At 48.4% G+C, this 25,729-nt stretch carries 27 protein-coding genes; 14 read left to right on the forward strand and 13 right to left on the reverse strand.

Annotated features, from left to right (window positions below; translation table 11 throughout):
• The first annotated feature begins 297 nt into the window (after nucleotides 1-297).
• Nucleotides 298-1,716: an MFS transporter gene (locus MES37_RS15540; RefSeq protein ID WP_064546757.1), complete on the forward strand. Its 1,419-nt coding sequence runs from the start codon at nucleotides 298-300 to the stop codon at nucleotides 1,714-1,716.
• Between the two features lie 28 nt (nucleotides 1,717-1,744).
• Complete coding sequence (locus MES37_RS15545) at nucleotides 1,745-3,049, forward strand: glycoside hydrolase family 28 protein (RefSeq protein ID WP_064546759.1); 1,305 nt, start codon at nucleotides 1,745-1,747, stop codon at nucleotides 3,047-3,049.
• 133 nt (nucleotides 3,050-3,182) lie between these two features.
• Here the strand turns inward: MES37_RS15545 and arsH are convergent, their stop codons facing one another.
• Nucleotides 3,183-3,887, reverse strand: coding sequence for an arsenical resistance protein ArsH (gene arsH, locus MES37_RS15550; RefSeq protein WP_064546761.1), 705 nt, complete (start codon nucleotides 3,885-3,887; stop codon nucleotides 3,183-3,185).
• 87 nt (nucleotides 3,888-3,974) lie between these two features.
• Between arsH and MES37_RS15555 the strand changes: the two genes are divergently transcribed.
• Genes MES37_RS15555 through arsC form a run of 3 tightly spaced genes read left to right on the forward strand, consistent with a single transcriptional unit; the run spans nucleotide 3,975 to nucleotide 6,088 of the window.
• Nucleotides 3,975-4,295, forward strand: coding sequence for a metalloregulator ArsR/SmtB family transcription factor (locus MES37_RS15555; RefSeq protein ID WP_064546763.1), 321 nt, complete (start codon nucleotides 3,975-3,977; stop codon nucleotides 4,293-4,295).
• Nucleotides 4,296-4,341: 46 nt separating this feature from the next.
• Entirely contained in the window at nucleotides 4,342-5,631 is a 1,290-nt protein-coding gene (locus MES37_RS15560; RefSeq protein ID WP_237931933.1) for an arsenic transporter, read from the forward strand.
• A gap of 28 nt (nucleotides 5,632-5,659) precedes the next feature.
• A complete protein-coding gene (gene arsC / locus MES37_RS15565) occupies nucleotides 5,660-6,088 on the forward strand; it encodes a glutaredoxin-dependent arsenate reductase (protein WP_121813475.1) in 429 nt (142 codons plus the stop codon).
• 41 nt (nucleotides 6,089-6,129) lie between these two features.
• Here the strand turns inward: arsC and MES37_RS15570 are convergent, their stop codons facing one another.
• Nucleotides 6,130-7,155 carry a permease gene (locus MES37_RS15570; RefSeq protein WP_237931934.1) on the reverse strand — a complete coding sequence of 342 codons (1,026 nt, stop codon included), beginning with the start codon at nucleotides 7,153-7,155 and terminating at the stop codon, nucleotides 6,130-6,132.
• A 112-nt stretch (nucleotides 7,156-7,267) separates the two neighbouring features.
• Here MES37_RS15570 and MES37_RS15575 point away from each other — a divergent pair, with 112 nt between their 5' ends.
• The gene (locus MES37_RS15575) at nucleotides 7,268-7,576 is read left to right on the forward strand and encodes an ArsR/SmtB family transcription factor (protein WP_064546771.1); all 309 of its coding nucleotides are present in this window, start codon (nucleotides 7,268-7,270) and stop codon (nucleotides 7,574-7,576) included.
• Nucleotides 7,577-7,629: 53 nt separating this feature from the next.
• On the opposite strand, the gene MES37_RS15580 is transcribed toward MES37_RS15575, so the two are convergent.
• On the reverse strand, nucleotides 7,630-7,992 hold the full coding sequence (locus MES37_RS15580) for a hypothetical protein (protein ID WP_133521468.1): 363 nt from the start codon (nucleotides 7,990-7,992) through the stop codon (nucleotides 7,630-7,632).
• Between the two features lie 110 nt (nucleotides 7,993-8,102).
• On the opposite strand from MES37_RS15580, the gene MES37_RS15585 reads away from it, so the two are divergent.
• Together MES37_RS15585 and MES37_RS15590 are read left to right on the forward strand one after the other, a co-directional pair.
• A complete protein-coding gene (locus MES37_RS15585) occupies nucleotides 8,103-8,315 on the forward strand; it encodes a hypothetical protein (protein WP_121813472.1) in 213 nt (70 codons plus the stop codon).
• A gap of 228 nt (nucleotides 8,316-8,543) precedes the next feature.
• Entirely contained in the window at nucleotides 8,544-10,166 is a 1,623-nt protein-coding gene (locus tag MES37_RS15590) for an ABC-F family ATP-binding cassette domain-containing protein (RefSeq protein ID WP_237931936.1), read from the forward strand.
• A gap of 25 nt (nucleotides 10,167-10,191) precedes the next feature.
• Here the strand turns inward: MES37_RS15590 and MES37_RS15595 are convergent, their stop codons facing one another.
• From MES37_RS15595 to MES37_RS15610, 4 genes are all read right to left on the reverse strand, one after another.
• On the reverse strand, nucleotides 10,192-10,356 hold the full coding sequence (locus MES37_RS15595) for a YnfU family zinc-binding protein (protein WP_074388569.1): 165 nt from the start codon (nucleotides 10,354-10,356) through the stop codon (nucleotides 10,192-10,194).
• Between the two features lie 134 nt (nucleotides 10,357-10,490).
• Complete coding sequence (locus MES37_RS15600) at nucleotides 10,491-11,657, reverse strand: methyl-accepting chemotaxis protein (protein ID WP_237931939.1); 1,167 nt, start codon at nucleotides 11,655-11,657, stop codon at nucleotides 10,491-10,493.
• A 202-nt stretch (nucleotides 11,658-11,859) separates the two neighbouring features.
• Nucleotides 11,860-12,450 (reverse strand): YSC84-related protein, encoded by a 591-nt coding sequence (locus tag MES37_RS15605; RefSeq protein ID WP_064546778.1) that lies wholly within the window; start codon nucleotides 12,448-12,450, stop codon nucleotides 11,860-11,862.
• A 198-nt stretch (nucleotides 12,451-12,648) separates the two neighbouring features.
• Nucleotides 12,649-12,915 (reverse strand): hypothetical protein, encoded by a 267-nt coding sequence (locus MES37_RS15610; RefSeq protein WP_064546780.1) that lies wholly within the window; start codon nucleotides 12,913-12,915, stop codon nucleotides 12,649-12,651.
• A gap of 365 nt (nucleotides 12,916-13,280) precedes the next feature.
• On the opposite strand from MES37_RS15610, the gene MES37_RS15615 reads away from it, so the two are divergent.
• The 4 genes from MES37_RS15615 to MES37_RS15630 all read left to right on the forward strand — a co-directional run bounded on the left by MES37_RS15615 (nucleotide 13,281) and on the right by MES37_RS15630 (nucleotide 17,390).
• On the forward strand, nucleotides 13,281-14,468 hold the full coding sequence (locus tag MES37_RS15615) for a TCR/Tet family MFS transporter (protein WP_237931941.1): 1,188 nt from the start codon (nucleotides 13,281-13,283) through the stop codon (nucleotides 14,466-14,468).
• An 83-nt stretch (nucleotides 14,469-14,551) separates the two neighbouring features.
• Nucleotides 14,552-15,352: an ABC transporter ATP-binding protein gene (locus tag MES37_RS15620; protein ID WP_237931943.1), complete on the forward strand. Its 801-nt coding sequence runs from the start codon at nucleotides 14,552-14,554 to the stop codon at nucleotides 15,350-15,352.
• A 77-nt stretch (nucleotides 15,353-15,429) separates the two neighbouring features.
• Nucleotides 15,430-16,386, forward strand: coding sequence for an ABC transporter substrate-binding protein (locus MES37_RS15625; protein WP_237931945.1), 957 nt, complete (start codon nucleotides 15,430-15,432; stop codon nucleotides 16,384-16,386).
• On the forward strand, nucleotides 16,386-17,390 hold the full coding sequence (locus MES37_RS15630; RefSeq protein WP_237931947.1) for a FecCD family ABC transporter permease: 1,005 nt from the start codon (nucleotides 16,386-16,388) through the stop codon (nucleotides 17,388-17,390). The genes MES37_RS15625 and MES37_RS15630 overlap by 1 nt, the downstream gene beginning before the upstream one ends.
• A 39-nt stretch (nucleotides 17,391-17,429) precedes the next feature.
• Here MES37_RS15630 and MES37_RS15635 read toward each other — a convergent pair whose 3' ends face one another.
• Nucleotides 17,430-17,720 (reverse strand): VF530 family DNA-binding protein, encoded by a 291-nt coding sequence (locus MES37_RS15635; RefSeq protein WP_064546791.1) that lies wholly within the window; start codon nucleotides 17,718-17,720, stop codon nucleotides 17,430-17,432.
• A gap of 145 nt (nucleotides 17,721-17,865) precedes the next feature.
• Between MES37_RS15635 and dsbG the strand changes: the two genes are divergently transcribed.
• Nucleotides 17,866-18,630 (forward strand): thiol:disulfide interchange protein DsbG, encoded by a 765-nt coding sequence (gene dsbG, locus MES37_RS15640; RefSeq protein WP_133521460.1) that lies wholly within the window; start codon nucleotides 17,866-17,868, stop codon nucleotides 18,628-18,630.
• Between the two features lie 161 nt (nucleotides 18,631-18,791).
• Here dsbG and MES37_RS15645 read toward each other — a convergent pair whose 3' ends face one another.
• The 4 genes from MES37_RS15645 to sad form a co-directional block, all read right to left on the reverse strand.
• The gene (locus MES37_RS15645; RefSeq protein WP_121813460.1) at nucleotides 18,792-20,243 is read right to left on the reverse strand and encodes a tagaturonate reductase; all 1,452 of its coding nucleotides are present in this window, start codon (nucleotides 20,241-20,243) and stop codon (nucleotides 18,792-18,794) included.
• A 154-nt stretch (nucleotides 20,244-20,397) separates the two neighbouring features.
• On the reverse strand, nucleotides 20,398-21,852 hold the full coding sequence (locus MES37_RS15650) for a GGDEF domain-containing protein (RefSeq protein WP_237931949.1): 1,455 nt from the start codon (nucleotides 21,850-21,852) through the stop codon (nucleotides 20,398-20,400).
• Nucleotides 21,853-21,920: 68 nt separating this feature from the next.
• Nucleotides 21,921-22,847: a glutaminase B gene (gene glsB / locus MES37_RS15655; protein WP_064546799.1), complete on the reverse strand. Its 927-nt coding sequence runs from the start codon at nucleotides 22,845-22,847 to the stop codon at nucleotides 21,921-21,923.
• Nucleotides 22,848-22,927: 80 nt separating this feature from the next.
• Nucleotides 22,928-24,307: a succinate-semialdehyde dehydrogenase gene (gene sad, locus MES37_RS15660; RefSeq protein ID WP_237931955.1), complete on the reverse strand. Its 1,380-nt coding sequence runs from the start codon at nucleotides 24,305-24,307 to the stop codon at nucleotides 22,928-22,930.
• Between the two features lie 98 nt (nucleotides 24,308-24,405).
• Between sad and ptrR the strand changes: the two genes are divergently transcribed.
• Nucleotides 24,406-25,266 (forward strand): putrescine utilization regulator PtrR, encoded by an 861-nt coding sequence (gene ptrR, locus MES37_RS15665; protein ID WP_237931951.1) that lies wholly within the window; start codon nucleotides 24,406-24,408, stop codon nucleotides 25,264-25,266.
• On the opposite strand, the gene MES37_RS15670 is transcribed toward ptrR, so the two are convergent.
• On the reverse strand, nucleotides 25,263-25,729 hold a 467-nt coding region (locus MES37_RS15670; RefSeq protein WP_237931953.1), incomplete at its 5' end, for a PhzF family phenazine biosynthesis protein. The genes ptrR and MES37_RS15670 overlap by 4 nt on opposite strands.

Genomic DNA, 25,729 nt, shown 5'->3' on the forward strand with positions numbered 1-25,729 from the left:
GTTAAAAAACAATAAACAATTCATTTAAAAATAAATTATTTGGTAAACCACTTTCACGCCCCTAAAAAGTTTAAAAATAAACTTTAAAAAAACAAGCAATAACAATGTGAATAAAATCACAATTATCAGAGTAATTATCTTGGGTTTTTTATTTATGTGACCGCCAACAACAAACAATCATGTCATACCAATTATTCTCAGCATTACTTACCTGTATGACACAAATAGGAAGTGGTATACAAAATCGCAATAGATTCTTAATATTTTTATTACATGAGAATTAAGAGGGTTAGCTCTATGAGTACCAAAGTTTTAAATGATGAAAAAATAAGAATAGCTGCAATTAAGCCCTTTGGTATGAGGGATAAAATTGGTTACATGTGTGGTGACTTAGGCACCTGCTTTATTTTAGGGCTAGTTAATAGCTTCTTAATGATTTATTACACAAACGTCCTTGGTGTTTCAGGGATCATCGTTGGTTCATTATATTTTGGCACAAAACTTTTTGACGCTTTTGTTGACGTGACGGTCGGTCGCATGTGTGACACGTCAAAATTGACAGCAACAGGTCGTTTTAACCCCTGGATTCGCAGAATGAAGTATCCATTCTGTGCCATTGCAATCGTATTATTCCTGCCGTTTGCGCAAGAGTTATCCTATACAGGTAAAATCATTTATATCTGCGTTTCGTATTTTTTATACGGCGCGCTGTTATCGACCATCAACATTCCTTATGGCGCAATGTCTGCGGCTATCAGCTCCAGCCCGGATGATCGCGTGTCCCTTTCTACCTACAGAAGCGTGGGTTCGGCAATCGGTGGCGGCGCAACAGGGTTCTTTATCCCAATCCTGATGTACAAAACGATGGTTGACGGCAGCCAGGTGATTTCTGGACAGCATTTCTTCTGGATCGCCATTGGCTGTGCATGCCTGGCATTCATCTTCCTGACACTGACATGCAAATTAACCACAGAGCGTGTGCGTGTAGAAGCGAAAGAGAGTATGGCCCTTTCACAGCTGCTGAAAGGTCTGCTGAAAAATAAAGCGCTGATCGTTCTGGTGGTGGTTGACCTGCTTATTGTGATCAACCAGGGGTTATCCGGAACCAACATGACTTATCTGTTTAACGATTACTTCCATGATAAACAGGCTATGTCCATCGCCCTCTTGTTCACCTTTGGTTCTCTGGTTTTACTGGCACCTTCTGCATCATTCTTGACCCGCCGTTTTGGCAAGAAAGAAGCCAGCGTTTGTGCACTGATGTTCTCCGTTGCCATGTATTTGATTATGTATTTTTGCCACATAACAGATCCTAAGATCTATTTGGTCTTCCTGTTCCTGGCAACCCTGGGCGCTGGCCTGTTCAACTTGATGATCTGGGCATTTATGACTGATGTCTGTGACTATCATCAGTATGTGACTGGAACGCGTGAAGACGGTACCGTTTACGGAGTGAACTTCTTCGCCAGAAAGATCGGACAAGCTTGTGCGGGTGGGATTGCCGGCTTCATGTTGGCATTAATTAACTACCAGTCTTCTTCGACCGGTGGAACAGTACAAAGCCTCGAAGTACAAGAAAGCATTTATACCATGGCTAACCTTCTGCCTGCATTCTGCTTATTTGCCTCAGCTGTCATATTGATTTATTTCTATCCATTGAATAAGAAAACAACACTGGATATGGAAAAAACTTTGAACAAGATCAACGGCATTTAATCGTAAAAACCATAAAGAGATTTTTAGCATGACAACACAACTTGATATTAAAGACTTTGGTGCAACGGGTAACGGGGTTGAAAAAGATACCCATGCTATTCAACAAGCAATCGACCTGGGTGCAGCACAAGGCAAAGCAGTATTTATTTCAAAAGGGGTTTATCTGGTTGGTGCACTCTTTTTAAAAGAAGGCAGCAAATTAAAATTTGAGGATGGTGCCACTCTGCTGGGCTCTAAAGATCTGGCAGATTATCCAGAAATCGAAACCCGAGTGGCCGGTGTTGAAATGCCGTGGCCAGCAGCCATTTTAAATGCTATCTCAGCCAATAATGTTGAAATTTCAGGCAATGGTTTAATTGATGGGCAAGGCCAACACTGGTGGGATATTTATTGTGGTGCAGATAAAAACAGCGGTTTACGCGTCGACTATGACAAGAAAGGTCTGCGTTGGATTGCCGATTATCTGGTGAAGCGCCCTCGCTCCTGCCTGATTTACGAGGCTGAAAACATCAAGATTTCTGATATCACATTTGAGAGAGCTGGTTTTTGGAACTTGCAAATCACCTATGCGAATAACGTATTGGTTCGTAATGTAAAAATTGGTGATAACCATGGGCCAAGCACTGACGGAATTGACATTGATTCATCGACAAATGTTCGTGTCACAGAGTGCGTAGCCTCGTGTGGTGATGATTGCATCGTGATTAAATCCGGACGCGATGGTGATGGTTACCGTGTCGGTAAAATTTCTGAAAACATTGAAATCGATAATTGTAAGATTAAGTCAGGCTACGGTATCACGCTGGGTAGTGAAGTCAGTGGCGGTCTTCGCGGCATTCATATTCATGACATCGAATTTGAAGACTCTGATTGCGGATTCCGAATGAAATCATCCAAAGAACGCGGTGGTTTCATTGAAGATGTGGTGGTGGAAAATCTACATATGAAGAACGTTCAGTTCCCATTCTCATGGATAATGGACTGGCATAACTCATATAACAGAAAACTGTTTGAAAATATCGACCAGTTACCTGAAATGTGGCAGGCCGTGGCATTGCAAATCCCTGAAAACATGCAAATGACCAAGGTGAGAAATATCAGCATCTCTAATGTTAAAGCCACATTAGATCCAGATTACAAATTACCTGCAAGGGCATTTGATCTCGTCGCGTTCCCGGAAAAACCGATGGAGAATATTCGCTTCAGTCAGTGCAGCATCGAAGCAAAAGAATTCGGCCGCATCGTTGCCGTGAATGGCCTGCAATTTAATGATGTCACTGTCTCGATCGCCGGTGAAAACGATTATTCAAATGATACATTTGATAATCGCTAATCGTACTTATATTCAACATAGATTAAAAAGTGGTTACTAATACTACGGTTTAATTTTGAATTTCAGTACTGTCACCCTTTTGGTATTTTTTCCAGGAGGGTGACAACTGCTTTAACGTAGGAAGTTTGGCCTGTCAGATTTTCGTCTGGTTAACCCTCTTCGACAGTTCCTGATGGCTCTCTTTTCTTTCGCTGTAACGGTCAGAAAGATATCCGGTGTGCCCTTTTAGGATGAGAGTGATTTTGAACAGCTCTTCAGTGACATCTACAATCCGGTCATACCAGGCAGACGGTTTCATTCGCCCTTCATCATCAAATTCTTGCCATGCCTTCGGTACTGATGACTGATTTGGAATAGTGAACATCCGCATCCAGCGACCAAGCACGCGCATCTGGTTTACAGTATTAAATGATTGCGACCCGCCGCAAACCTGCATCACGGCCAGTGTTTTACCCTGAGATGGCCGCACTGCTCCTTCACTCAACGGTATCCAGTCTATCTGCGCCTTCATAACAGAACTCATGGCGCCGTGTCTTTCCGGGGAACTCCAGACCATGCCATCACACCACCTGACCAGTTCTCGTAATTCCAGCACTTTAGGATGAGTATCCGGTGCGTCATCAGGCAATGGTAATCCTGAAGGGTTAAAAATTTTTACTTCAGCCCCCATTTCACTCAGCAAGCGCCCTGCCTCTTCGGCGGCAAAGCGGCTGTAAGAACGCGCCCGCACAGAACCATAAAGAATCAAAATGCGTGGAGCTTCTTGGTTATCGCTCTGAAGTTTGCTGGCAATTGCTTCATCAAAAGAGCCTCGGTCAATTGCGGGTAAGTGAGTCATGAAAAATCCTCCGTTTTTAAAGCTGTTCTTTAAAACCAATCATATATGAATTAACATATGTATTGTCAATTCATATTGAGGTTAAAAATGCTACAGCCTGTTCAGCTTTTTAAACTGCTTGCCGATGAAACTCGTTCAACTATCGTGATGCTGCTAAGGGAGTATGGCGAGTTATGTGTCTGCGATATTTGTGCAGCCACGGCTGAATCCCAACCCAAAATATCCCGTCATATGGCTTTGTTACGTGAGGCGGAACTGGTAACCGACCGCCGTGAAGGAAAATGGGTTCACTATCGTTTGTCGCCACATATACCTGCCTGGGCTGCCGCGATTATTGACTCCGCCTGGAACTGCGAACGCGAGAACATACGCAATAAACTCAAGAATACTTTGACTGCCTCATGTTGAGGAACAGAGGATACATACGCCTAATCAAATATGAATGGAGTTCATAATGTTATTGGCCGGTGCAATTTTTTTACTCACTCTCGTTTTGGTTATCTGGCAACCTCGTGGGTTGGGTATTGGCTGGAGTGCCTCGCTTGGCGCAGTCCTTGCGCTTCTGACAGGTGTTGTTCAACTGAGTGATATTCCGGTGGTCTGGCAGATTGTCTGGAATGCGACCGCTACCTTTATCGCGGTTATCATTATCAGCCTTCTGCTAGATGAGTCAGGTTTCTTTGAATGGGCTGCTCTGCATGTGGCTCGTTGGGGCAATGGCCGTGGTCGGTTGCTGTTTACCTGGATTGTCCTGTTAGGCGCAATGGTGGCAGCACTGTTTGCGAATGACGGTGCTGCACTGATCCTGACTCCTATCGTGATTGCGATGCTTCTGGCGCTGGGTTTCAGCCCAGGGGCAACGCTAGCTTTTGTGATGGCCGCAGGATTTATCGCCGATACGGCCAGCCTGCCTCTTATTGTTTCGAATCTGGTGAATATTGTCTCGGCTGATTTCTTTAACCTCGGATTCGCAGAATATGCCGCGGTGATGGTGCCGGTTAACCTGGCGGCCATTGCAACCACGCTGGTGATGCTGCACTTGTTTTTCCGCAAAGATATCCCCGCCGTATACGACATTTCACTGTTAAAAGAGCCGAAAGCGGCAATCCGCGATATCAACACCTTTAAAACCGGCTGGCTGGTTCTGGTGCTGCTGTTGGTGGGGTTCTTTGCTCTGGAGCCACTCGGGGTGCCGGTCAGCCTGGTCGCTGCCGTTGGCGCGCTAATTCTGTTTGCAGTGGCGAAAAAAGGTCATGCCATTAATACCGGCAAGGTACTGCGTGGCGCACCGTGGCAAATTGTTGTCTTCTCGCTGGGGATGTATCTGGTGGTTTATGGTCTGCGCAATGCGGGTCTGACCCACTACCTTTCTTCCCTGCTCAACCAACTGGCAGAACATGGCTTGTGGGCGGCGACATTGGGCACCGGGTTCCTGACGGCATTCCTGTCGTCGGTGATGAACAATATGCCGACTGTTCTGATCGGCGCGCTGTCGATAGATGGCAGCACTGCCACCGGTGTCATCAAAGAAGCGATGATTTATGCCAACGTAATAGGCAGCGATCTTGGCCCTAAAATTACCCCAATCGGCAGTCTGGCAACGTTGCTGTGGCTGCATGTATTGGCACAGAAAAATATGACGATTACCTGGGGATATTACTTCCGGGTGGGCATTGTCATGACTATCCCTGTGTTATTCGTCACGCTGGCGGCATTAGCCCTGCGGTTGTCAGTAGCACTGTAATTTTTTGTTTTAACAAGAGATCATCACCATGAGCAATGTGACTATTTATCATAATCCCGGTTGTGGAACGTCCCGTAACACGCTGGAGTTAATTCGTAACAGCGGCACTGAACCGACGGTTATTTTGTATCTGGAAACGCCTCCCACGCGTGCGGAATTGGTAAAAATGATCGCCGATATGGGGATTTCGGCGCGGGCGTTGTTGCGTAAGAATGTCGAACCGTATGAGCAATTAGGGCTGGCGGAAGATTCCTTCAGTGACGAGCAGTTAATTGATTCTATGTTGCAGCACCCTATTTTGATTAACCGACCGATTGTCGTTACCCCTCTGGGCACAAGGTTATGCAGACCTTCCGAAGTGGTATTAGATATTTTGCCTGATGCGCAACGCGGCGCGTTCACTAAGGAAGATGGTGAACAAGTTATTGATGCACAAGGTAAACAGATCAAGAACTAAATAAGATCAAGGGAGCACAGGCTGCTCCCTTGGTTTTTCCGCTAGAAGAGCAACTGCGTCAGATACCCCATCATCACGGCCATGCCTAAAATCACCGTCAGGAAGGCAATAATCATCGGCATTCTGAACATAGATTTAAGCAGAATCACCTCTGTTAAGCTGGCTCCCGCACTGCCGATAATTAGCGCCATGACTGCGCCAGTTCCCATCCCTTTAGTCATTAAAACAGACGCCAGCGGGATCACGGCTTCCGCTCTGATATAAAGTGGAATACCGATAATCGCACTCAATGGGACGGCAAAAGCGTTATTGCTCCCGGCATGGCTGGCAATCCACTCGGTGGGAACAAAACCATAAATAAAAGCGCCAATCAGCACCCCTGCCAGCAGATACGGAAAGACTTCCTTAAACTGTTTCCACGCCTCCTGCCATGCCTGCTTCATCGCTCCTGGTGTTGATGCTGTTGATACCTCACTACGCGTGCTGACACAGCATGAACTACCCGTTTTAATAGATTGAATATTTATCCGAACCGGTGTCGTGTTGCTGTTACAACATGAGGCTACCTGAAGTTTTGTATTGGGTGCAAAGCAGCCTACGGGAGAAGATATTCCTTTGCGCTTCTCGTTAATGACATACCGTTCAAAACCGAACTGACTCAGAATGAGACTGGACAGCACTGATATGACAGTGGCGATAACAATATAGAGCAGAGTGATTTTCAGCCCGAAAGTCGCCCACATCAAGCCAACAATAATCGGGTTGAGCAGCGGCGAGACAAACAGGAAGGTCAGCGTCGGGCCAAAGCCAGCTCTGGCTGACAGCAACCCACGTAACATGGGAATCGTCGAACAGCTACAAAATGGGGTGATCGCCCCGAGCAAAGCCGCAATGACATAGCCTCTGCCCTTGCGTGCCCCCAGCATTGCCTGAATTTTGCTATCTGGAATCTTCTGCCGTAGTAAATTGACGCCCAGGCTAATCACCAGAAACAACAGCGACAACTCGGCGGCCAAAAAAAGGAACATCTTTGACGCATCGGACAGCATTGTTAATCCATTACTCATCTTCATCTCCTCACAAATTAAAAAAACTATATTTCTAGTATATTCGAAGTGATTTGTGGGGCAAAAGATATTTCTGGTATTATCGAAATATCAGTTATCGGGAGGTGAGATTATGCAACTGGAAATGGTCGCTAAAGCATTGAAAGAGTTGGGGCACCCTACACGTCTGTTTATTTTCAAACATCTGGTCAAAGCTGGCAGTCAGGGATTACCCGTAGGTGAACTACAGAAACAGTTAGAGATACCGGGGTCGACGCTTAGCCATCATATTTCAGCGCTGGTATCTGTGGGTCTGCTGCAACAAAATCGGGAAAGTCGGACACTGATGTGTGTCGCACAGTACGATGTTCTTGCAAGCATTATTGAGTACTTACAAGATGAGTGCTGCATCAATGGGTCAGAAACTATTCCGGAAAAATAACGCTGTAGCGGCAGAATCCAGGGCAGCCGAATTTTGCTCCGGATACACATATTTTACCAGGCTTCTGGCTCCCTTAACATATGCACAATATTGCATGGATTCATTATCCACCCCCCTTTAAAACCCTCGGGTAAGAGTTCGACACTGTCGCAACGAACTACCCCATGTTCTTGTATATGCTGCTGCGCCAGGTTGAAATCAGGAGTAAACAGTTCGAGCCACACTTCGGCCTGGCTCAAACCTGGCGCTTCATCGATCCACAATCGATTTGGGCCAAGTACGAAGCCGGTGGCCGGCAATTTATCTGTGATTTCAGGGAGTCCAAGAGTATGACGATAAAAATCAAGCGTCTGTTGATACTGATGTGAGGGGACTTTGATGGCAATATCAATCCCCCCCTTAATTTCTGCGTTCATAAGCATGACCTAATTCAGAATCGGTGTGAATCAGCTAAGCCTGGTACAAACCTCGGATCTATCAACCTGCTGAATATGATTTCCTCGTTTTACAAAGGGAATCAATAATATTGAATGTTACCCAGTGGCATTTTTCAGCAACAAACGATGGCGTGACTATCCGTACGCTGACGCCGCAGGAAGTGGCAAGCTGGAAAGTGATCACGCAGTATCAACAGGTACAAGAAAACTGGGTGAAAACACAGGAAGCAAAAGGTGTTAAAGATGCGGCGCAGACGCTCAAGCAAGTGACCGCCATTATGAACGAGAGCATGAAAAAATAGGGTTTCCCGGTCGTCATGACGACCGGTTGTTAGTCACCTTTCCGGTAAACTATTTGTGCGCAAAATTCATACTGCCCTTTACTTTCAATACATCGTATCTAAAATAATTTACTTCATTTCTTCTCTATAGGTATTACGCCAATGCGCCATTGATGCTGCCGTCTGTCTGACGGCCAATTGAGTTGCCCCGCCTGTTCGGGTCAGTTTCTGGCATCTATGGAGTACACCATGACGAATACTTATATCGCGCTGGAAAGCGTCGAATTCACCTTACCTGACGGCACCCCGCTGTTCACGCAACTCACTGAAACTTTTGACACCCGTCATACCGGCCTTGTTGGGCGAAATGGCGTGGGTAAAAGTGTGCTCTCGCAGATTTTAGCAGGGCAAATTCCACCGTCATCCGGGCGCTGCACACGTTCCGGAACCGCCTGGTATCTGGCACAGCAGATTGTCTATCCGCCGGAGTCTACCGTTGCGGATCTTGCCGGTGTGCAGGCAACGATTGACGCACTGGAACGCATCGAAATAGGCAGCGTGTCTACGTCCGATTTTGATCTTGTTGGCCAGCGCTGGGATATCCGTCAGCAATTACAGTTTGAACTTGAAAGATGTGGGCTCGGGCATCTTGACGCCTCCACGCCTGTCAGCCTGTTAAGTGGTGGTGAAGCGATGCGCGTTTCGCTGGCTGGTGCCTGGCTGTCGGAGGCTGATTTTTTAATCCTTGATGAGCCAAGCAACCATATCGACAGCACCTGGCGGCGGGCGCTGATTAACCAGTTACAACGCTGGCAGGGTGGGATGTTGGTCGTAAGCCACGATCGGCAACTGCTGGAGTCAATGCAGCGAATTGTGGAATTGTCATCACTGGGTTTGAGTAACTACGGCGGAAACTACTCTTTTTACGCGCAGCTTAAGGCGCTAGAAACGCAAAATGCTCTGCAACTACTTGAACAACGCAAACGTGAGCGCCAGCGCGAACAAAAAGCGCTTCGTGAGCAGAAGCAACGGCTTGAGAAGCGGCAATCCAGGGGAAACCGACAAGGACGCGAAGCCAACCAGGCCAAAATTTTACTGGGCGGGCAAAAACAACGCAGTGAAGCATCAGCAGGGAAATTAAACCAGCAACATCTCGCCGCCCAGGCGCTACTCGATAAACGGGTACATGAAGCGGCAACTCAGGTAGAGGAAAACTCGGCGATTGTGGTGCATTCCCTGGCAGTGAATTCACCTGGCAGACGCATGGTTGCTGAACTCAAAGATGTGCAACTTCCCTATATGGCTAACTTCCCTGCTCCTCTGAATCTGACGATAACCGCCCAGCAGCGCATCGGCGTTGTCGGAGATAACGGATGTGGGAAATCGACATTAGTAAAAGTGCTGGCGGGTCTGCTTCAGCCATTGTCCGGGGAGTCTCGTGTCTCACGCAGTTACGCGTGGCTCGATCAGCACCTCACGAGCCTTGACCCACAATGCACTGTTCTGGAACAGATCCAGCTCGCCAACCGCACTGCTGGTGAAGCGGATTTACGTATGCGGCTGGCGCAGCTCGGCCTTGATGCTGACAAAATCCAGATCCCCAGCGGCCTGCTGAGTGGGGGTGAACGCCTGAAAGCGGCGTTGGCTTGTGTGCTGTACGCCGACCCAATCCCACAACTCTTGCTGCTTGATGAACCCAGTAACCATCTGGATTTAATTTCCATACAGGCTCTGGAAATTATGCTCTGCAGTTACCAGGGGGCATTGGTCGTTGTTTCACATGATGAGGTCTTTTTGCAGAATCTGAATTTATCCGACCGGTTATCAATAACTAAACATGATTGGCAACTTCAGGTCTGGAGTATTTCATGACCGGGATTTATCGCATAACAGCGTGTTATCGCGGTATCACGAACAGTGATTTACATTTTGGACAGAGCAATGTTTGCCCCTGACGGATTTTATTTGCTGGATGTGAAGATTTGCTTCCACAAATAGGACATGTCACCGAGCTATTTGCCGCATTACCGAAGCGCTTCATTGCGTAATCTAAGAGGGACATGATGATTAGCCATTTCAATGAATGAAGTTCATCGTATCACGCCCTGAACAAATAGCGCACAAGTTATCCTGTGGCCGATCTCTTCGGGCGTGTATGGCTACGGCAAAGGCAAACGGGCATTTAATAACACTAAATTAAAATGTTTGCCACAACCCTTCTTCAGCCTGTTTCAGTGGATTAGCAGGAACTTTCCTGGGCGTGCCAGTTACGAGCACCCTTTCTTCGTCGCCAAGACGCAAATTATTGGTTCTGGTTTGCAATTCCACAACCTGGTCTTTTAACACATCCGAAGAGTGAGCCAGTTCTACCACCACTGCCGCATTGCTGTGTGTAACTTTTTCCAACTCTGATAACGCGACAGTAATTTGCTGGATCCCTTTTTCCTGTTCATTAGTCGAGATAAAGATGTGCTCCATCAGCAAATTAAGATCGTCGGATCCCGAAACAATATCGTGCATATTTTTTTCTGCTTCAGAAACCAGTTTCGCGCCCTGCATCACATTAATATTCGTTTGCTCAATTAACGACTTAATATTTTTGGCAGATTCTGAACTTTTTTTCGCTAATACTCTGACTTCACCGGCGACGACAGCAAAACCCTTACCGTGCTCGCCCGCTCTGGCGGCTTCCACTGCGGCATTTAATGCCAGGATATTGGTCTGGAATGCAATACCATCAATTATGCTAATAATTTCAGTCATTTTCTTTGAGCAATCGGTAATCGACACCATATTTTCGGTCAGCTTATGCATCAAATCACTGCCATGTCCGGCAGATTTATGTGCTTCGCTGGTGATGATGTTTAGCTGGCGGGTGTTTTCTGCATTACTCCTGGTCCCTGCGGAAATCTCTTCCATGCTGGCGGCGGTTTGCATCAACATCGCCGATTGTTGTTCTGTTTTTACCGATAAATCCGCACTTTGGTTAGCAAGAGTGCTCGATAACTCACTGGCTGAATTTGAAGACCTCCTGATATCCATAACCAAATTGGAGATTTCTTTTGCCAGGCTGTTTATTCCGGGAATTAATTTCCCTGCACAGTTATTACCAAACTCACGTATAGATATGGACAAATTACCTGTATTGATTTCATCAATATTTCTTTTAACTTCATTAATCGGCCTGACAAGATATTTAGTCATGTAAGCCCATAAGATGAGCAGTAAAACGACACCGATCACATTTAGCATAAGTAAAATATTAACATTTACTAGTAACAGGAAGGCTATTAAATCCATGGCAGCAATTGCAATTGCTGTAAAAACAATAATTACGGTTCTTACGCTGTAATCTTTAAACATGTTCAGACCTATTACATATTTCGCGGGTACTTATATATATCGGCGTTATTTATGAAAGATCCAGTGCGCAGTTAAAATCAAAGCTAAATACTGACATAAGCAAATGGCTAAGTTTTTTACACTTCCTTACAAGAGAGGATGGAAAGCAGAGGTGGAACAAAAACATAAAAAAACGGTGCGCCAGGCACCGTTTTATTCTGTATTACTTACCGTTCAGAGCGTCATCTGGCCAGTATTTATAGCCGTTAACCATGGCCTGTGCAGCAAGGCCTTTTTCTGTCATTTCATAGACGTAAAGCTGTTTAGGTAACTCGACTGAACTTGGTGCGACAGCACTTGCCGAAGCATTGACTGCAGGCAAACCTTTATCGTCATATTTTGCCGCAGCATTTGCATCAGCGCCAACAATATAACCATTTTTAATAAAGTCGCTCAGCGCTTTGCTGTCATTAAAGACCAAAACGGTGCGTAATTGCTTAACGCCCATCCCGACACCGGCTCCAGCCTGAGCCATTTTCATATAGGTGTCTTTGCCGCTTCTAAGATCTTTCACCACGCCATAACCACTGCCGAACCCTAACACCAGGATTTTGCTGCTATTATTTGAGAATACGGCGTACCCTTTAGACTTCAGAATCTGTTTACGAGCCTCAGGATGAATCTTATACAATTTAGTTAACGTATCAATTCGCATTTGTTGGATAGTGTTACGTTGCTGGCTAGCGGTATCGCCTTTAGCGCTACAACCGGCAATAGCCAAAACTGCAATAAGAAGTATTTTTTTAAACCGCATGTGATCCCAATCCATTTTAAAGAACGGTCATTAAACAACCAGAGTTGTATAAATACCGAAAATAAGGACGCGAATTTTATGACACAGTCGATGTTGTGGTTAATTCTTTTGTGCTAAGCCTGATTTTTTTTGTTTAATTTTAAACAAACAAGATATTGCCTAATTACCATTAATTTTGGTAATGGTTTGGGGCGTAGATTAGAATAGATAAACCAGCACTGCCATGATCACAACGGTCAACGCTATAAAAGCGATAGTGGCAGAAAAACCACCTAAAGAATCCATATTGTCACGGGTGTTTTCATTTAACTTGTCAATGGCTTCCTGCTTGCTTTCCGCCTCAAACTCCAGCGGATATTTTTTAAAGCCGTCTTGTTTTAGCTTTTTGATATCGTCTTTCGACAGTGCGCTACGGGCAAAAATTTTCGTGGCTTCGTCTTTGACGTAAAACACATACTTTTCCATACACCATTCTCCTCTGTGCTCGCACCCACTATAGATAGCCTGGATATCTTCAAGTCGAAGACCATCATAAACCAGTCACCGCTCATAAAAGTTTAACCTGGTTAAAAAGTTGCGCGGTTTCCTGGAAAAAAATGCGCAAAAATCATTGTCAGCGAAGGTCTTTAATTTGTCGAAGTGTGTGATATAAAGACAGACCTCGCGAAAAAGTGACCACAGTTTGACTAAACTCACCGTGGTCGCCACACAAGTCTAAGATGCGCTCCGCGCAATTCTCGACCAGCGTCCTTAAATGCCTGAATAGTTTTAGGCTCGTTACAGGTTTTGCTCCACTCAGTGCGCAACCTGAATACCGACAGGAACGCTTTATGAATAAACCCCTTATGGTAATTTTCACCACTATTGCTCTTGATGCCGTGGGTATTGGTCTTATCTTTCCGATCCTCCCCTCGCTATTAAAAGACATTACCCACAGTGGCAATGTCGCCATTTATATCGGTACATTGACCGCGTTGTATGCTGCGATGCAGTTCGTGCTCGCACCCGTTCTTGGCACGCTCAGCGACCGTATTGGCCGTCGGCCTGTGATGTTGTTATCTCTCGGTGGCGCGGCGGTAAATTACCTGTTTCTCGCCTTTTCACCGAATCTGGCATTACTGTTTGTTGGCCGCGCCATTGCTGGTATGACGAGCGCCAATATCTCCGTCGCCACCGCTTATCTGACCGATGTCTCCGCACCTGACCAACGTGCGCGGCATTTTGGTCTACTCAATGCGATGTTTGGACTCGGCTTTATTGTCGGCCCGTTACTGGGCGGAATTCTGGGGGACTATTGGGTGCGCCTGCCATTTATCGCGGCAGCGGTACTCAATGGCTGCAATTTTCTGCTCGCGCTATTTGTGTTGCCTGAGTCTCATCAACCTGAACGCAAGAAACTCGACCTCACGGCACTTAATCCACTGCGGCCATTTCGTTGGATCTGTTCCATGAAAGGGCTAATGCCAGTAGTACTCACCTTCTTCATTCTTAGTGCCACCGGCGAAGCTTACGGGATTTGCTGGGCACTGTGGGGGTTTGACGCCTTTGGCTGGAATGGTTTCTGGATAGGTTTATCGCTGGGAGCATTTGGCTTGTGTCAGGCGCTGGTACAGGTATTTCTGCCAGGACCAGCGGCAAGGCTATTTGGAGAACGCGGTGCGGTGTTCGTCGGAATCAGCTGCGCCTGTATTGCCCTGATGACCATCGCCTTTGCGCATGAAAGCTGGATGGTGTTTGCGATTATGCCGCTGTTTGCGTTAGGCGGTATCGGCACACCAGCGCTTCAGGCGCTGGCAACTCGCCAGGTGGATGCCGATAGTCAGGGGCAATTCCAGGGGGTACTGGCTTCCGCCGTGAGTCTCGCCTCGATCATTGCCCCGCTGTTCTTTTCCGCTTTTTATTTCGTTGTACAGAAACAGTGGCCTGGCGCTATCTGGCTTTCGGTGGTGGCCGTTTATTTGCTCGCTATTCCTTTGGTGATGTTAGGTACACGCAAACCCGCAACGGCAACAGCCTGACAGGGATGTTTACGGACTAGCAGCAAAGGCTGCTATCCTGTGCGCCATTGTTTCTGTAAATGATTTACCTAATGAATTCTTCAATGTCTGGAAGCCTGCTCTGTGTCCGCGACCTCACCCTGTGTTTTTCCGGTCACTCGCCGCAAGTTAATGCGGTCTCTTTTGATGTTAACGCCGGGGAGTTTGTCGCGATTATTGGGCCGAATGGCAGTGGGAAATCAACATTGCTGCGCCTTATCATCAGCGAACTCCAGGCCGCCCGTGGCGAGATAGTGATTCAGGGTAGAACGTTACGCACGATGAAGCCGCTTGAACGGGCGCGCCGTGTGGCGCTGCTCACCCAGCATGACAATGCGGACTCACGGCTGACAGTCAATGAGTATGTGGCGTTGGGTCGCATCCCCTGGCAAGCCGAACACACGCAAACTGAACATAACGAAGCGATTGCTGGTGCGATCAATGATGTCGGCATCAACCACTTGCGGCAGGTGGCGCTGGGGAAATTATCCGGTGGAGAACGACAACGCGCTGGCTTTGCCCGTGTACTGGCGCAAAAACCGGCATTACTGTTACTTGATGAACCGACAAATCATCTCGATCCACTCGCTCGCCACCAGTTACTGAACCTGGTTAAGCACAAAAACATCACTACGCTTGCAGTACTTCACGATCTTGAATTGATTCAACCGTTCTCAGACCAGGTGCTTATGATGAATGCCGGGCGCCTGGTTTGCCGTGGTACGCCCGCCGAAGTGTTGGATTCACCCTGGCTTGCGCAGGTTTTCGGCATGCAGAGCCTGCACGTTACCCATCCCCAAAATGGCAAAACGGTGCGTATTTTTGAAGCCCTGGCCTCAGAAGTTAATGGTTATACAAATAACTAATCATTAATTGATCTAATCGAATCCATTCACACTATTAATTCCTGTAAGGTGCAACGCCTGATGAATCAGGAGTTTGTGTGAAAAATTTAATGCTTGCGGCACTGTTAGCCGCACTTACCGGTACTGCCGGTGCCTCTGGTTTTCCGGTAACTGTCGATAACTGCGGAAAACCGCTGACCTTTACCGAAGCCCCTAAACGCATGGTCGTTCATGACATTAACCTGTCCGAAATGGCGTTTGACCTGCACCTGCAACCCAAAATGGTTGGCATTACCGGTGTTTCTGGCTGGTACAAAAACATCCCGGCGTTTAGGCGATTACAGGGAGATATTCCTGAGCTTGCCGCCAAATATCCGTCAATGGAAACCCTGCTGGCTGCCCAGCCTGACCTCTTTTATGCTGGCTGGAACTACGGTCTGCGCGGTGATGTCACTCCGCAAGCGCTGGCAAAATTCAATATCAAAACGCTTATCCTGAGCGAAAGCTGTATTCACGTTGATAGCCACCGCCCACGCGCCAGTATGGATTTGCTTTACGGCGATATGGAACGACTGGGTAAAGCGTTTGGCAAAGCAGAAGATGCAGCAAAACTGGTGAGTCGCTGGAAAAAGCAGGTTGCCGATTTAAATAACAAAACTGCCGGACGCAAACCGCTGCGCGTGTTTCTTTACGACTCCGGTGAAGATAAACCCTATACCAGCGGGGCTTACGCCATGCCAACGGCGATTATCGAAGCTGCTGGCGGTAAAAATGTCATGGATACGCTGAACAAAAGTTGGGCATTCAGCAACTGGGAAAGTGTCGCCGCGACCGAGCCTGAGTTCATTATTCTGGTGGACTATCAGTCAGATTTTAATGGTGGAGCTGACAAGTTACAGCAGTTCCTCGAACAGCATCCGTTAATGAAAAACACGCCAGCCGTTATTCATCACCGCTACCTGAGACTTAAATACCAGGAGCTGACGCCCGGCCCTGCCAATATCACCGCTATCGGCAAAGTCGCCCATGCGCTTTACCCTGGCGCATTCAACTGATGTACGCCGATAAACGATTTTTACTGGTGTGGATTATTGCGCCGTTTCTGTTGGCGGGTTTAACACTGGCAAACGTGGCGAAAGGCAGCGTGCCGCTCTCTTTTTCCGACGTGTTGACCGCGCTGGATTTAATGCCAGGTGAAGTCTCGCCGATGATAAAAAGCATCGTGCTGGAGTTGCGTGTACCGCGCACGTTACTGGGAATGTTGGCTGGAGCAGGCCTGGCGCTGGTCGGTTCGCTGCTACAAACCACCACGCGTAACGACCTGGCTGACCCTTTTCTCTTTGGCTTGTCTTCTGGCGCTTCTGCGGGTGTTGTGCTGGTGACCACCCGTCTTGGCAGCACTCTTGGCATGTGGACTTTGCCCATCGCCGCGTTTGCTGGCGGGATGCTTTCTGCGGCAGCGGTGATGATTATCTTTATGTCTCAGTCGCATAAAGGGACAGAGAAGTTGATTATTTGCGGGCTGGCAGTGTCATTTTTGTTTGGTGCGCTCACTAATTATCTGATTTTTTCCGGCGACCAACGCACTGCCAGTCATGCCCTGTTTTGGGCGTTAGGGGGGCTGGGTTTGGCGCGCTGGGATAACCTTGGCTTTGCCGCCATCGCCCTGCTTCTGCTTATCGTATTCATTTCACTACGCTGGCGTTCACTGGATGGCTTGCTGGCGGGCGAACAGACTGCCTGTTCGTTGGGCATTAACGTGACACGCCTGCGTAGTGAAGTCTTTCTTTGTTGCTCAATGGCGACAGCAATCTTCGTTTCACTCACCGGTGTCATTGGTTTTGTGGGGTTGATGGTACCTCATTTGGCACGACCATTTGCTGGCGTGCGGCATCGCAGATTATTGCCGCTGGTTGGCATCCTGGGCGCAATCCTGCTGTCTGCCGGAGATTTGTTGAGCCGAACACTCATTGCTCCACAGGAACTGCCAATCGGGATTATCACCGCAGGTGTTGGCGGAATGTTTGTGTTGGTTATCATGTTGCGTAGAGGGAGCTAAGGATCAGGAACCACAAATTGCAGTCCCCGCTGTGAATCGTTATTCCTGCCCTTTTTTACTCTGCCAATTTGCCCACGGGCTATCAGCAGGGGGTTCTTTTTGAGCGACTTTTTCGTCTTCTAAAGAATCAAGATACAAATCTTCGACTTCTTTACGCGCCCATGGGGTACGGCGTAGAAACTTAAGGCTGGATTTCACGCTTGGGTCACTTTTAAAACAATTGATGTTGATGCGTTTTGCCAGTTCTTCCCATCCAAAACGTGCAACTAAAGCATTCACAATGGCTTCAAGTGTCATGCCGTGCAGAGGGTCTTTCGATGAGTGGGTCATAATGCGTCCAATGAATCTGAATAATGGCGCATACGATAGCAAATTAACGCCCGTTCATCTTTCTAATCGATAACTTTCCTTCCTGGCCGACGGCAGGTATCCTGGCGAGGCGTACATTCATCAAAAGAATGAAAAGGATTAGATAATGAAACATGCAGTATGGACCCTGTCGCTTGCACTCCTCACCAGCACTTCTGCACTGGCTACGGATGCTAAACTCCCTGCCCCGATTAGCGCCTTACAGCAGCAAGGATTTGAACTGAAAGGTGAATTTAAAGGTCCAGGTGACTTACCAGGCTATGTGATGCAGTTTCAGGGACAAGGCACTACCGTGTTCCTGACCCCGGATAAACAGCATGCGATTATGGGAAATCTGGTCGATGCCAGCGGTAAAAACCTCAGCGATGCTCAGGTAGAGAAATGGGTTTATGCGCCGATGGCTAAAGAGATGTGGCAAAAACTCGAGAAAAATCACTGGATCGCAGCAGGTAAAGCTGACGCCCCGCAGATTGTTTACGCCTTTGCCGATCCTTACTGCCCGTATTGCACCCAGTTTTGGCTCAACGCACAACCGTGGTTGAGTTCCGGCAAAGTACAACTGCGTGTCTTAATGGTTGGGATGTTGCGCCCGGATAGCGGTCAAAAAGCCGCAGCCATTATGATGTCTGACGACCCGGCAAAAACGCTGGCGGAATATGAAAACAGCAAGGGCAAAATGACGTTAAACGTCCCTGCGACCATCAAACCAGAAATCACCAAAGCTCTTGAAAACAACCTGGCATTAATGGACGAACTGGGCGGCAGCGCCACACCGTCCATTTACTACCTGAACAAAGACGGGCGCCTGCAACAACATCAGGGTCTGCCTGACGAAGCCACCATGAAAACCATTATGGGCGACGATAAATAAAGGGATTTTGTTGGATGGCGCTGCGCTTATCAGACCTACAAACCGCATGATTACTGGTTTTGTAGGGTGGATAAGCGCAGCGTCATCCACCAATCAAGCAACAAGTTAACCGGTTTTGTAGGGTGGATAAGCGCAGCGCCATCCACCACATTTTTTGATGCTTAGCAGTAACGAGCTACCGCAGCACGCATGCCCTGGCTCAGAATAACCTGCAAATCTTCGCTAACTTTAGCCACCAGCCCCGCGACTTGAGTCAAATCCTGGCCCCAATGATCGCTGTCGCTTAACACGGCCTCAACCAGTTGCTGCACGGTGATTTGCTTGTCGCCCAGTGATGTCCAAAGCTGTTGATAACGAACCAACCAATGCTCGTCATCCTGCAATGGATAGCTTTCGTTGTTGCGTTCGCCCTTATAGAAGGCAATCAGTGCCGCCAGTGCGAAAGTCAGACGCGGAGGCAATGTCCCGCTCGCCTGCTGGCCCGCCAGCAATTGCGGCAGAATACGGGTGCGGAATTTAGTCATGCCATTCAGCGCGATGGATAACAACTGGTGCTGAATATACGGGTTCTGGAAACGGCTGGTGACCGCCTGGGCGAATGACTGTAATTCGTCACGCGGCAAATCCAGGACAGGAATAATCTCTTCCGCAATGGTTTTTTCCACAAAACCACACACTTCGGCATCGTTCATGGCTTCGCCAACGGTATTCAAGCCTGCCAGATACGCAACCGGAACCAGTGCGGTGTGAGCACCGTTGAGGATCGCTACCTTGCGTTCTTTATAAGGCTTAATGTCATCAACAATCAGCACGTTCAGCGGGAATTTATCCAGGCGCAGTTCCTGAGCCAAAGATGCCGGCCCCTGAATCACGAACAGGTAGAAGTGTTCTGCCGCCGCGAGGAAACTATCTTTATAACCGAGTGAATTTTCAATCTCGGCGGCTTCGTCGCGCGGGTAACCGGTCACGATACGGTCAACCAGTGTTGAACAGAAGGTGTTGGCGTCATTCAGCCATTGAATGAATGCTGCTGGCAGTGCCCATTCTTGCGCGTAACGCAGCACCAACTCTTGCAGTGCATCGCCGTTATAGTCGATCAGTTCGCAAGGAATGATCACCCAGCCTTTATCGACCGCACCGTTGAAATGGCTGAAACGCTCAAACAGCAAACGGGTCAGTTTAGCCGGATAGCTTACCGCTGGCGCATCTGCAAATTTATCGCCCGCGTGGTAGCTGATACCCGCTTCGGTGGTGTTGGAGAACACAAAACGCATCTCTGGGTTATGTGCCAGCTTAAGGAACGCGTCGTACTCTTGATAGACGTTGATTTCTCTGTTTACTGAGCGAATCAGACGTGCGTCACTTACCGCTTCGCCCTGCTCGTTCAGGCCACGGATAACCGTGGTGTAAAGCCCATCCTGGGTTGATAGCGACGGTGGGAATGCACTGTCGATCGGACGTACAATCACCACGCCCGCATTTAAGTCCGTATGTTCATTGAGTAAATCGACTTGCCAGTCAATGAAAGCGCGCAGGAAGTTGCCCTCACCAAACTGGATAATACGTTCAGGATATTGAGCGCCAGGGAAATCATGACGATTTAGAGTTTTCACTATGTTGTTCCTTGGTGTGTACAGGATGAACGACTAGAAATATCCCAAACAAATTATCAGAACCCAACAAAGTGAAACCCCGTTTTGATCAAACAAGAGTTGTTATACCAATTATTTTTGGTACGACAACTAATAAAATGTCGACCTCATCACACTAACTATTAATAACGCACTCGCTCAACGACGCTCTGCTGGTCTGGTTGCGCCCGTTGCGCTTGGACAAATACAGGTACTTATCCGCTTGCGCGAGCTGCGAGTTAAACGCATCGAGAAGCGTTTGTTGTCCTGGAGTCGTTGTTGCAAGGCCAATACTGACGGTGATAAACAGCGTTTGTTGCTGGTAACGAAACGCGGTGCGTTCAATATCCTTACGGATTTGCTCCGCGATGGCATACCCTTTTTGTTCGGTATCTGTGCTACAGGCCACCACAAACTCCTCACCGCCAAGACGAGCGACCAGCCCTGTTTCACCGACGATTTCGGATAGACGCCGGGCGAAAGCAGCCAACACCACATCGCCACATTCATGGCCGTGGTTATCATTAATACGTTTGAAATAGTCGATATCCAGCAACATCACGCAGAATTTTTGCTCAGGTTGATGGTTCAGTGGTGCGGTGTTTTTCAACGCTTCATACAGACCTGAACGGGAATAAACGCCAGTAAGGTAGTCATAATCCGCACGCAGCGAGGTTTGCTTAATCAGCCGATTGATTGCATCTACGCTGACGGAAACAATTAGCGGGCAAATCGCCATCGTGGCGATCCCCAGGCGGGCAGAGAACATCTCACTCACTACCAACGGGGTATCGGGGGAAAGCGCAACAATCGAATTTGCCAGCAGAATAATCTCTGCCCCACCGGTTAATAGCGTCAGCAACGCCGTCACCGGCAATGGATAACGAATGGCACACCAGATAAGCGCGGGTAACGGGAACGCCAGGCTACCGGCACCGCCAATCACCACCGAAGCAAGAATTGAAATGACAACGCCAAGCAATGGGTAGAGTTTCGACAACTGCAAAGCGGGCAACGCCTTCCACTGCGGCCATTTGGTCATTAGCAAAAACGGCATCATTAACACACCCGTCGAAAACTGTTCGCTAAACCAGTCAGCGAACAGCGAAATAAAGTGACGATAATCAGATGATGGGCCAGTTGAGCCAATGGAGCCTAATAAAGAGCTGAGAACGGCACCAATCAAACAGGTATAAAAAAGATTAAACGCATTAAGCGCCCAATTGTTTTCATCCTGGGTTCTGGAATATCGCAGTAATAAGCGGGCGACGATAATAATAAATACCATGTTAGAGAGGTTTATTATCGCCGATTGCCATCCCCAGTGGGTGGTGACGACGTCGTAAACCACCATCGCACTATAGCTGACAACATAATAAACAGGCCGGTTCAGGAACGGGTGGCGGACAAACACCGCCGCCAGCACCGCGTTGAGCGGCCAGAACAGCGACAGTTCATCAATCAGGCGAAGTGACGCGCCGAAAAAATAGAACAGCGTGGTAATGACAAATATATTAACGGCATTCGCCAGGCGTTTTTTAGGTGAAAATAACGTAATCTGTTTTTGAATAGATATGCTTTTTTGATTCATATTTATGTATGCACTGCTTAGAGAGTTAATACACCTGAATGAGTGCAAAAATAAATTTTAGCTTAAGTTTAAAAGATTGATCGGCCAATCCGCTGTGCGAGGATTTCCAGCGCGGCCGTTCCGGCTAACGAGTTACCCGAGGTATCCAGTTCCGGGCACCAGACCGCAATAGACATCTCATGCGGAACGATGGCAATAATGCCGCCGCCAACACCGGATTTACCAGGCATACCCACTCGATAGGCAAACTCACCCGCACCATCGTACATTCCACTGGTCACCATTAACGCATTTATTTGTCGGGCTTGTTGTGCACTAATAATTGGCTCATCAAGGTGTAATGCACACCCTTGATTTGCCAGAAATAAGAAAGTTTTCGCCAGTTCATTGCAGCTCATTTTTAGTGCGCAATAGTGGAAATAATTCTGCAGGACGGTAATCACATCGTTATCGAAATTACCAAATGATTTCATCAGCCAGGCGATGGCAGCATTACGCGCCGAATGCTCGAATTCAGATTTCGCAACGCGGCTGTCATAGGCCAGATCGGGTTGTTGGGCTATTGCGCGCACCACTTCCAGCATGCGCTGTTTCGGCGCACTCAGGCGTGTTTGCAGCATATCGCACACTACCAATGCCCCGGCATTAATAAACGGGTTACGGGGTTTTCCCTGTTCAAGTTCTAACTGGAGTAATGAATTGAAAGGCTGCCCCGAAGGCTCTTTACCCACGCGCTGCCAGATTTCGTGCTCATCATAACGCGCCATCGCCAGCGCCAGGCTGAGCACTTTTGAAATGGATTGAATCGAGAAACGTTCTGCGGCATCTCCGGCGCTGAAGACTTCACCGTCGACGGTACAAACGGAAATCCCCAGTTTATTGCCCGGAACTTCAGCCAGTGCGGGAATATAATCAGCGACTTTACCCTGACCAATGAGTGGCCGAACCTGCGCCAGAATATCTTCGAGTAATTGATTATCTAACAAACCTGGCACTGCAAACTCCTGAATGGCGGGTATTTTACGCCCGCCAGTATATCAGACTGCGTTCGTTGCAGGCAGGTGAAAACCCGAAACTAACGCCGGTCTTTCCATACAGTTTGCACATTACAAAACTCATGCAGACCAAAATGGGAAAGCTCGCGGCCAAAACCACTTTTCTTCACGCCGCCAAATGCCACGCGTGGGTCGCTGGCGCTGTAGCCATTAATAAACACACCGCCACATTCAAGGCGTGCGGCAAATTCTTCTGCGAGTTGGCTATTGGTGGTAAATACGGTGGCTGAAAGCCCAAAGTCACTGTCATTAGCCAGTTCCAGCGCATGTTCGGCATCACGGGCGACGGTAATCGTGGCGACTGGGCCAAACAATTCTTCACGAAATGCCACCATCTCTGGCGTGACATTCCCCAGAACGGTTGGCGCATAGAAATTGCCCTTACCCGCCACTTTCTCACCGCCAAGTAGTAAGTTCGCCCCCTGTTTAAGTGACACTGTAACCTGGTGATGCAGCTCATCACGCAAATCATAACGCGCCATCGGCCCAATGTAGGTGGTTTCGTCAGTGGGATCGCCCATTTTTAAAGCTTGTACTGCCGCAACGAACTGCTTCGTGAATACGTCAACAATTCCTGCCTCAATAATGAAGCGTTTGGCCGCTGCACAAACTTGTCCAGTATTCTGATAACGCCCGGCGACAGCCGCTTTAACGGCTTCATTAAGATCTGCGTCATTCAGCACGATAAAGGGATCGGAACCTCCTAACTCCAGTACACATTTTTTCAACGCAGCACCGGCTTGCGCGCCAATCGCAGCCCCCGCTCGCCCACTACCAGTGACGGTAACCGCTGCAATCCGCGCGTCGTTAATCGCCCGGCTCACACCTTCAGGTGTCACATTGATCACTTCAAACACCCCTTCAGGGAAGCCCGCTTCGCTGAACAACTGTTTGATCAGTCGCGCACTTCCCATCACATTTGGTGCATGTTTCAGTACATAACTGTTCCCTGCCAAAAGAATCGGCACCGCACCGCGCAACACTTGCCAGAATGGGAAGTTCCACGGCATCACAGCCAAAATCGCACCCAGAGGACGGTATTCAATCACCGCCTGTTGGTTTTCCACTGGTGTACTTTCGGTCGCCAGCATCGCCGGGCCGTGTTCGGCATACCAGTCACATAAATTTGCCGATTTAGCCACTTCGCCACGCGCCTGAACAATGGGCTTGCCCATTTCAGCGGTGATCATTTGCGCTAAAGCTTCCGCATTGTTGCGAAGTGCCGTACCAAGAGCCTGTAATTTCTCTGCACGACCCGCCAGCGACACCTGCCGCCAGAGGTTAAACGCCGCATGATTCCCCGCCAGCGCGTTATCTAACTGTTGAGCCGACTCAAAAGGTGTGGCTGACAGTTGCTCACCGTTAGCCGGATTAATGGAAATAGCGTGTGTGTTCATAATGCCCCCAGAGTTCAGTTGATGCCCTCACCTTAATCGCCCGTGACAATCATGAAAAATGAATAATAATGAGTGAGTCATTCACGAATCGAGAAAGCTTTATGGATCTTACGCAACTTGAAATGTTTAATGCGGTAGCAGAAACCGGCAGTATCAGCGCCGCGGCGGCGAAGGTACATCGCGTACCGTCTAATCTCACTACGCGTATTAAACAACTTGAAGCCGATCTCGGTGTGGACTTGTTTATCCGCGAAAACCAACGCTTGCGCCTTGCGCCCGCCGGACACAGTTTTCTCAGCTACAGTAAACGGATTCTGGCGTTGGTTGATGAAGCACGGATGGCGGTTTCAGGTGATGAACCACACGGTTTTTTGATGCTCGGTTCGCTGGAAAGTACGGCGGCGGTGCGAATTCCCGGTATTTTAGCGTTGTTTAACCAACGCTTCCCCAAAATTCAGCTTTCGCTCGCCACAGGCCCGTCAGGTGATCAAATTGATGGTGTGCTGGACGGGCGCTTGTCGGCGGCCTTTGTCGATGGCCCGGTCATGCATCCGTCGCTTGAAGGAATTTCGGTCTATGAAGAAGAAATGGTGATTGTCGCCCCTGCGGGCCACGTAATGATTACCAATGCCCGGCAAGTCAGCGAAGCCAGTATTTATGCGTTTCGCGCCAACTGCTCGTATCGACGACATTTCGAAAGCTGGTTTCACAGCCAGCAATCAGCACCCGGTAAAATTCACGAAATGGAGTCGTACCACGGCATGCTGGCGTGTGTCATAGCGGGGGCAGGCATTGCATTGATGCCGCGCAGCATGCTGGAAAGCATGCCCGGCAGCCATCAGGTCTCAACATCGGCATTGCCGGAAGAGTGGCGGTTCCTGAATACCTGGCTAATCTGGCGACGGGGTGCGAAAACCCGACAACTCGACGCGTTTATCGGGTTACTGGAACAAACACCTTAGCCGCGCAACAGCACTTTTCCGACTAGATAGGTGGCGGCTTGCCCGGCGATATGCACCCTGTCACCGACTAACTGGCAGCGTAAATCACCACCGCGTTGGGAAACCTGGCGAGCCAACATCTGTGTTTTACCAAGCTTTTGAGCCCAATAAGGTATCAGCATGGTATGCGTCGATCCGGTGACGGGATCTTCGGTGATTGACGACGCGGGCGAGAAGAAACGGCTGACAAAATCATAGCCTTCGTCATTGGCCGGTGCGGTGATACAAACCTTTTGATTCAGCCCCTGCATCAGCTGGAAGTCAGGTTTTATTGCTTCAACCTGTTGTTGCGTACTGAGCACTACGGTGTAAGTACGCCCCAGGCGGACTTCCTGATATTCACTGATCCCCAATGAGTCCAGCAACAACTGCGGCGGTGTGACCGGCTCGCTGCTGGTGGCCGGGAAATCCAGAGTTAACCAAT

The organism is Buttiauxella sp. S19-1, from assembly GCF_022134725.1.
GTDB classification, from domain to species: domain Bacteria; phylum Pseudomonadota; class Gammaproteobacteria; order Enterobacterales; family Enterobacteriaceae; genus Buttiauxella; species Buttiauxella ferragutiae.

Bases quoted from the DNA above. Each gene is read 5' to 3' on its own strand.
- dsbG (WP_133521460.1), top strand. From the start codon at position 17,866: ATGAAACATGCAGTATGGACCCTGTCGCTTGCACTCCTCACCAGCACT.
- MES37_RS15570 (WP_237931934.1), bottom strand. From the start codon at position 7,155: ATGAGTAATGGATTAACAATGCTGTCCGATGCGTCAAAGATGTTCCTT.
- MES37_RS15600 (WP_237931939.1), bottom strand. From the start codon at position 11,657: ATGTTTAAAGATTACAGCGTAAGAACCGTAATTATTGTTTTTACAGCA.
- MES37_RS15545 (WP_064546759.1), top strand. From the start codon at position 1,745: ATGACAACACAACTTGATATTAAAGACTTTGGTGCAACGGGTAACGGG.
- MES37_RS15575 (WP_064546771.1), top strand. From the start codon at position 7,268: ATGCAACTGGAAATGGTCGCTAAAGCATTGAAAGAGTTGGGGCACCCT.
- MES37_RS15635 (WP_064546791.1), bottom strand. From the start codon at position 17,720: ATGACCCACTCATCGAAAGACCCTCTGCACGGCATGACACTTGAAGCC.
- MES37_RS15580 (WP_133521468.1), bottom strand. From the start codon at position 7,992: ATGAACGCAGAAATTAAGGGGGGGATTGATATTGCCATCAAAGTCCCC.
- MES37_RS15605 (WP_064546778.1), bottom strand. From the start codon at position 12,450: ATGCGGTTTAAAAAAATACTTCTTATTGCAGTTTTGGCTATTGCCGGT.
- MES37_RS15630 (WP_237931947.1), top strand. From the start codon at position 16,386: ATGTACGCCGATAAACGATTTTTACTGGTGTGGATTATTGCGCCGTTT.
- MES37_RS15560 (WP_237931933.1), top strand. From the start codon at position 4,342: ATGTTATTGGCCGGTGCAATTTTTTTACTCACTCTCGTTTTGGTTATC.
- arsH (WP_064546761.1), bottom strand. From the start codon at position 3,887: ATGACTCACTTACCCGCAATTGACCGAGGCTCTTTTGATGAAGCAATT.
- MES37_RS15610 (WP_064546780.1), bottom strand. From the start codon at position 12,915: ATGGAAAAGTATGTGTTTTACGTCAAAGACGAAGCCACGAAAATTTTT.
- ptrR (WP_237931951.1), top strand. From the start codon at position 24,406: ATGGATCTTACGCAACTTGAAATGTTTAATGCGGTAGCAGAAACCGGC.
- MES37_RS15620 (WP_237931943.1), top strand. From the start codon at position 14,552: ATGTCTGGAAGCCTGCTCTGTGTCCGCGACCTCACCCTGTGTTTTTCC.
- MES37_RS15595 (WP_074388569.1), bottom strand. From the start codon at position 10,356: ATGTCCCTCTTAGATTACGCAATGAAGCGCTTCGGTAATGCGGCAAAT.
- MES37_RS15540 (WP_064546757.1), top strand. From the start codon at position 298: ATGAGTACCAAAGTTTTAAATGATGAAAAAATAAGAATAGCTGCAATT.
- MES37_RS15590 (WP_237931936.1), top strand. From the start codon at position 8,544: ATGACGAATACTTATATCGCGCTGGAAAGCGTCGAATTCACCTTACCT.
- MES37_RS15615 (WP_237931941.1), top strand. From the start codon at position 13,281: ATGAATAAACCCCTTATGGTAATTTTCACCACTATTGCTCTTGATGCC.
- MES37_RS15650 (WP_237931949.1), bottom strand. From the start codon at position 21,852: ATGAATCAAAAAAGCATATCTATTCAAAAACAGATTACGTTATTTTCA.
- MES37_RS15555 (WP_064546763.1), top strand. From the start codon at position 3,975: ATGCTACAGCCTGTTCAGCTTTTTAAACTGCTTGCCGATGAAACTCGT.
- arsC (WP_121813475.1), top strand. From the start codon at position 5,660: ATGAGCAATGTGACTATTTATCATAATCCCGGTTGTGGAACGTCCCGT.